The organism is Micromonospora parastrephiae, from assembly GCF_016802865.1.
Taxonomy (GTDB): domain Bacteria; phylum Actinomycetota; class Actinomycetes; order Mycobacteriales; family Micromonosporaceae; genus Micromonospora; species Micromonospora parastrephiae.
This window is the reverse complement of record NZ_JAEVHM010000277.1, coordinates 1-5,468: the sequence shown is the minus strand read 5'-3', so window position 1 is coordinate 5,468 and position 5,468 is coordinate 1. Positions and strand designations below refer to the sequence as shown.

The window sequence follows — 5,468 nt, the reverse complement described above, 5'->3', positions numbered from 1 at the left end:
GAGGTCGCCGCCGCGGCCGCCACGCCGCGAAGGCGACCAAGTCGACCCGGGCCACCAAGGCGACGGTCGCCGCGGCCGCCGGCGCCAAGCCGGCCAAGGCGGCCGGCAAGGCCAAGGGCGAGGGCGCCGACGGCGAGATCGATCCCGAGGAGCTCGCCGCCACGATCGAGGACGTGGTCGTCGAGGAGCCGGCCGAGCTGGCCCAGGCCGCCGAGACCGACGCCGCCGCCTCCGCCACCGACAACGACTTCGAGTGGGACGACGAGGAGTCCGAGGCGCTCAAGCAGGCCCGGCGCGACGCCGAGCTGACCGCCTCCGCCGACTCGGTCCGCGCGTACCTGAAGCAGATCGGCAAGGTCCCGCTGCTCAACGCCGAGCAGGAGGTGGAGCTGGCCAAGCGCATCGAGGCCGGGCTCTACGCCGCCGAGCGGCTGCGCGCGGCCGACGAGGGCGAGGAGAAGCTCACCCGGGAGATGGTCCGCGACCTGGGCTGGATCTCCCGCGACGGCGAACGCGCCAAGAACCACCTGCTGGAGGCCAACCTCCGCCTCGTCGTCTCCCTCGCGAAGCGGTACACGGGTCGCGGCATGGCCTTCCTCGACCTGATCCAGGAGGGCAACCTCGGCCTGATCCGGGCCGTGGAGAAGTTCGACTACACCAAGGGCTACAAGTTCTCCACGTACGCCACCTGGTGGATCCGGCAGGCGATCACCCGCGCGATGGCCGACCAGGCCCGCACCATCCGCATCCCGGTGCACATGGTCGAGGTCATCAACAAGCTCGGCCGCATACAGCGCGAGCTGCTCCAGGACCTGGGCCGCGAGCCCACGCCGGAGGAGCTGGCCAAGGAGATGGACATCACACCGGAGAAGGTGCTGGAGATCCAGCAGTACGCCCGGGAGCCCATCTCGCTGGACCAGACCATCGGCGACGAGGGCGACAGCCAGCTCGGTGACTTCATCGAGGATTCAGAGGCCGTCGTCGCGGTCGACGCCGTCTCGTTCTCGCTCCTGCAGGACCAGCTCCAGCAGGTGCTGCAGACGCTCTCCGAGCGTGAGGCGGGTGTCGTACGCCTGCGTTTCGGCCTGACCGACGGCCAGCCGCGGACGCTCGACGAGATCGGCCAGGTCTACGGGGTGACCCGGGAGCGGATCCGGCAGATCGAGTCCAAGACGATGTCCAAGCTGCGTCACCCGTCCCGGTCGCAGGTTCTCCGGGATTACCTGGACTGAGCGGGTTTCGTCAACCGAACGTGTCGTTTTGACCACCTGGTGTGCAACACCAGATGGTGATCGTCCGGATGCACGAATGTGATCGTTGACGTGGCACCCTGGGTGCACGGCACACTGTCCCTGCCATGTGTGACCTCGGTCCCCCGCGGGCACACAGGGAAGGCAGGGCCCGGCAAGGGTGTTGCACGATAGGTGAGCAACGACCGAAGAGATTGTTCATCGGTGACGACCAGAGGAGGAAGGCGATGACCCCGACCCTCACGCCGCCGCCCGAGACGGTGGCGCCCCCAGCTGCCGATGAACGGTGCGACCGCTGCAATGCTGCCGGGAAGCTCCGGATCACTCTGGCGGGTGGGAGCGAGCTGGTGTTCTGTGGGCACCACGCGAACAAGTACGCGGAGGATCTCGTGAAGATCACCGAGCGGTTCGCAACGGAGCCCGATTTCAGCTGGCGTGGCGCCGATCTGATGGCGAACTAAATCCGCAAACCGACATAGCCGGCCGGAGGCACCCCGAGGGTGCCTCCGGTCGGCTTTTCGCTGTCCGCGCCCCGCACCCCGCACTCGCCCCGATCCGGCCAAGATCCGCGCAACTTCAGGGAAAGTGCTGCATCGGCGCGCCCGGAGACAGCAGTTTCCCTGAAGTTGCGCGCGGGGCGGACGCGGGCGCAGCCGCGGACGGGGCCAGCGCAGGCGCGGACGGGCCCAGTGCAGGCGCAGCGGACGGGGCACGGGCGGGCCTGCGTGGGCGATGCCGGGGCATACAGCGCGTAACGGGATAGGCCTGCGTACGGCGGGCGTCGTGCCTGACGGGCTCAGAGGGTCTGCACGGTGGCGATGCGTTCCTCTAGCTGCTCGATGGTGGCCTGGGCGCTGGGCGGGCCGCCGCAGAGCCGGCGCAGCTCGGCATGGATCTTGCCGTGCGGCTGGCCGGTGCGGTGGTGCCGGGCGGCCACGAGGGCGTTCAGTTGGCGCCGGAGCGCCACTCGACGCTGGGCGGCACTCAGGGGTGCCGGCGGCGCCGCAGCAGGCGCAGCGGCCGGCTGAGCGGCCCGCTCGGCGGTACGGCGACGCTGGGCGGCGAGTTGGGCGGCCTGCCGTTTGGTCAGCAGCAGCGAAACCTGGTCGGCGGTGAGCAGACCGGGCAGGCCGAGGTACTCCTCCTCCTCGGGGGTGCCGGCCTGCGCGGCGGTGCCGAACGACGCGCCGTCGAAAATCACCTGGTCCAGTTCGGCGGTGGCGGAGAGCGCGGCGAACCGCTTCTCCAGCTCCCCGCTGGCCTGGTCGTCGCGCTGCGCCCGTTCCAACAGGTCGTCGTCGAAGCCGTCGGACTCCTTGGGTTTGCCGAGCACGTGGTCCCGCTCGGTCTCCATCTCGCTGGCCAGGCCGAGCAGGTGCGGCACGCTGGGCAGGAACACCGACGCGGTCTCCCCGGGCCGACGGGCCCGGACGAACCGGCCGATCGCCTGCGCGAAGTACAGCGGCGTGCTGGCGCTGGTGGCGTAGACCCCGACCGCGAGCCGGGGGATGTCCACCCCCTCGGACACCATCCGCACCGCAACCAGCCAGCGCTGGTCGGACGCCGCGAACGTCGCGATCCGCGCGGACGCGCCCTGGTCGTCGGAGAGCACCACCGCGGCCTTCTCGCCGGTCACCTGCTCGATCAGCTTGGCGTACGAGCGGGCGGTCTGCTGGTCGGTGGCGATGATCAGACCGCCGGCGTCGGCCATCCCGGCGTTGCGCAACACGGTGAGCCGGGCGTCGGCGGCCCGCAGCACCTGGGGCATCCAGTCCCCGGCCGGTCCAGGGCGGTACGCCACGCCTGCGCCACCAGGTCCTGGGTCATCGGCTCGCCCAGCCGGGCCGCCAACTCGTCCCCGGCGTTGGTCCGCCACCGGGTCTCCCCGGAGTACGCCAGGAAGAGCACCGGCCGGACGACGCCGTCGCGCAGGGCGTCGGAGTAGCCGTACACCGAGTCGGCGCGGGAGCGCAGCAGTCCGTCACCGCCGCGCTCGTAGCTGACGAAGGGAATCGGGTTGTCGTCGGAGCGGAACGGCGTCCCGGTGAGCATCAGCCGGCGTACGGCGGGCTCGAAGGCGGCCTTCACCCCGTCGCCCCAGGAACGGGAGTCGCCGGCGTGGTGGATCTCGTCGAGGATGACCAGGGTGCGCCGGGTCATGGTGCGCCGCCGGTGCACCTGCGGGGCCATTCCCACCTGGGCGTAGGTGATGACCGCGCCGTGGAAGTCGGCCGCGGAGTGCACGTCGGCGTTGCGGAACGCGGCGTCGAGCTGGATGCCCACCCGGGCCGCGGCTTCCGCCCACTGGCTCTTCAGGTGCTCGGTCGGCGCGACCACGGTGACCGCCTCGACGGTGCCGTCGGCGAGCAGCTCCGCCGCGATCCGCAGGGCGAAGGTGGTCTTGCCGGCGCCCGGCGTGGCGACCGCGGTGAAGTCCTCGGTGCGCCGGCGCAGGTACTCCACCAGGGCCTTGCGCTGCCAGGCACGGAGTGCCGGGAACGTCTCGAGCACCGGCGTCCGGGCTGCCACGCGAAGCTCCTCTCCGACCGCACGACGGCGGACCCCGGGCGAGGGCCACGAGTACCGCCGCCCATGAAAACGCCTCCGCGCAGTAGCTGCCGCGAAGGCCGACTCAGCATAACCAGCGCGGGCCCCACAGCCCAGGCGACGCCACGCTGGTCACATCCGCCCACCCCGGCCGAAGGGCCTCACCACTCCCGGTCGGTACGCGGATCCACCCCACCGATACGCGGTGGTCGCAGCGTCGCCACCGGGGCTGACCAGCGCCGACGCAGCGCGACCAGGCGCAGCCCGAAGACCAGCACGGCGGCGGCGGTGAGCGGCGCCGGCCCGGTCCGCCCGACGACGTACAGCAGCACCACCACGATCGAGCCGGTCAGCGCGGCCACCGCGTAGATCTCCCGGCGCAGCACCACCGGGATCTCGGCGGTGAGCAGGTCCCGGGCGAGCCCGCCGCCGATCGCGGTGAGCATGCCGATCAGGCAGGCGCCGACGGCCGGCACCCGCGCGTCGAGCGCCTTGAGCGTGCCGGTGACGGTGAACAGCGCGAGGCCCGCCGCGTCCAGCACCAGCACGGTGGTGCGCAGTCGGGCGAGCTGCGGGTGCAGCCAGAAGACGGCGAGCGCGGTGACCGCGGCGGTGGCCGCGTACCGCCAGTCGGCGAAGGCCAGCGGCGGCACCTCGTCGATGACCAGGTCGCGGAAGATCCCGCCGCCGAGCGCGGCCACGAAGCCGACGAAGGCGACGCCGAACAGGTCCAGTCGCTTGGCCACCGCGGCCGAGGCCCCGGAGGCGGCGAACACCGCCACACCGGTCAGGTCGGCGAGGAGCAGGGCGGTGGAGGTGGTCACCGCCGCAGGCTACGTCGCCGGCCGGGACGCCGGCCGGGCTTCACTCGCGGTACGAGTCGTAGATCTCCTTGCACTTGGGGCAGACCGGCGAACCGGGCTTGGCCGCCTTGGTGACCGGGAAGGTCTCCCCGCAGAGCGCGACGACGAAGGTGCCCATGACGGCACTCTCGGCGATCTTCTCCTTGCGGACGTAGTGGAACATCTCGGGACCGGTGTCGGCGTCCTTCAGCTCCGGACGCTCGAGAACCTCTGTGCTCACGTCTGCACCTCCAACCGACAAGTTTGGCAGGTCATCACGGCCGGGTCCACTTGAGGCCGGCCCGGGCACGACCCCGTACCGTGCCCGGTGTGACTGACTTTCGCATCAGCTACGGGAGCGAGGTGACCGAGGCCCTGCGCGCCGGCCGCCCCGTGGTCGCCCTGGAGAGCACCATCGTCTCGCACGGTCTGCCCCGACCGGAGAACCTTCGCGTGGCCAGGGAGATCGAGCAGGCGGTCCGGGACGCGGGGGCCGTCCCCGCGACGATCGGCATGGTCGGCGGCGAGTTGGTGGTCGGCCTCGACGACGCGCAGCTGACCCGGCTGGCCACCGTCGACGGCGTGAGCAAGCTCTCCGTCCGCGATCTGGCGGTGGCCGCCGCGACCGGCGCGGACGGCGCCACCACCGTGGCCGCCACCAGCGCCGTGGCCGCCGCGGCCGGGATCGGGGTGTTCGCCACCGGTGGTCTCGGCGGGGTGCACCGGGAGGCGACGCACACCTTCGACGAGTCGGCGGACCTGATCACCCTGGCCCAGACGCCGATCGCGGTGGTCTGCGCCGGGGTCAAGTCGATCCTCGACGTGGGCG

At 71.7% G+C, this 5,468-nt stretch carries 5 protein-coding genes and 1 pseudogene; 3 read left to right on the top strand and 3 right to left on the bottom strand.

Annotated elements, in window-relative coordinates; translation table 11 throughout:
- Positions 1-1,232 (top strand): RNA polymerase sigma factor (locus tag JNW91_RS29240; RefSeq protein ID WP_203178722.1); only part of this gene is annotated, 1,232 nt, incomplete at its 5' end.
- A 245-nt stretch (positions 1,233-1,477) separates the two neighbouring features.
- Positions 1,478-1,711, top strand: coding sequence for a DUF7455 domain-containing protein (locus JNW91_RS29235; RefSeq protein WP_030337431.1), 234 nt, complete (start codon positions 1,478-1,480; stop codon positions 1,709-1,711).
- A 335-nt stretch (positions 1,712-2,046) separates the two neighbouring features.
- On the opposite strand, the pseudogene JNW91_RS29230 reads toward JNW91_RS29235, so the two are convergent.
- The 3 genes and pseudogenes from JNW91_RS29230 to JNW91_RS29220 form a co-directional block, all read right to left on the bottom strand.
- Positions 2,047-3,779: pseudogene (locus JNW91_RS29230) on the bottom strand (DEAD/DEAH box helicase).
- A 179-nt stretch (positions 3,780-3,958) separates the two neighbouring features.
- Positions 3,959-4,621, bottom strand: a complete 663-nt coding sequence (locus tag JNW91_RS29225) for a trimeric intracellular cation channel family protein (RefSeq protein ID WP_203178720.1) — start codon at positions 4,619-4,621, stop codon at positions 3,959-3,961.
- A 40-nt stretch (positions 4,622-4,661) separates the two neighbouring features.
- The gene (locus JNW91_RS29220) at positions 4,662-4,880 is read right to left on the bottom strand and encodes a DUF3039 domain-containing protein (RefSeq protein WP_007456912.1); all 219 of its coding nucleotides are present in this window, start codon (positions 4,878-4,880) and stop codon (positions 4,662-4,664) included.
- An 89-nt stretch (positions 4,881-4,969) separates the two neighbouring features.
- Here JNW91_RS29220 and JNW91_RS29215 point away from each other — a divergent pair.
- The coding region (locus JNW91_RS29215; protein ID WP_203178718.1) for a pseudouridine-5'-phosphate glycosidase at positions 4,970-5,468 on the top strand (499 nt) is incomplete at its 3' end.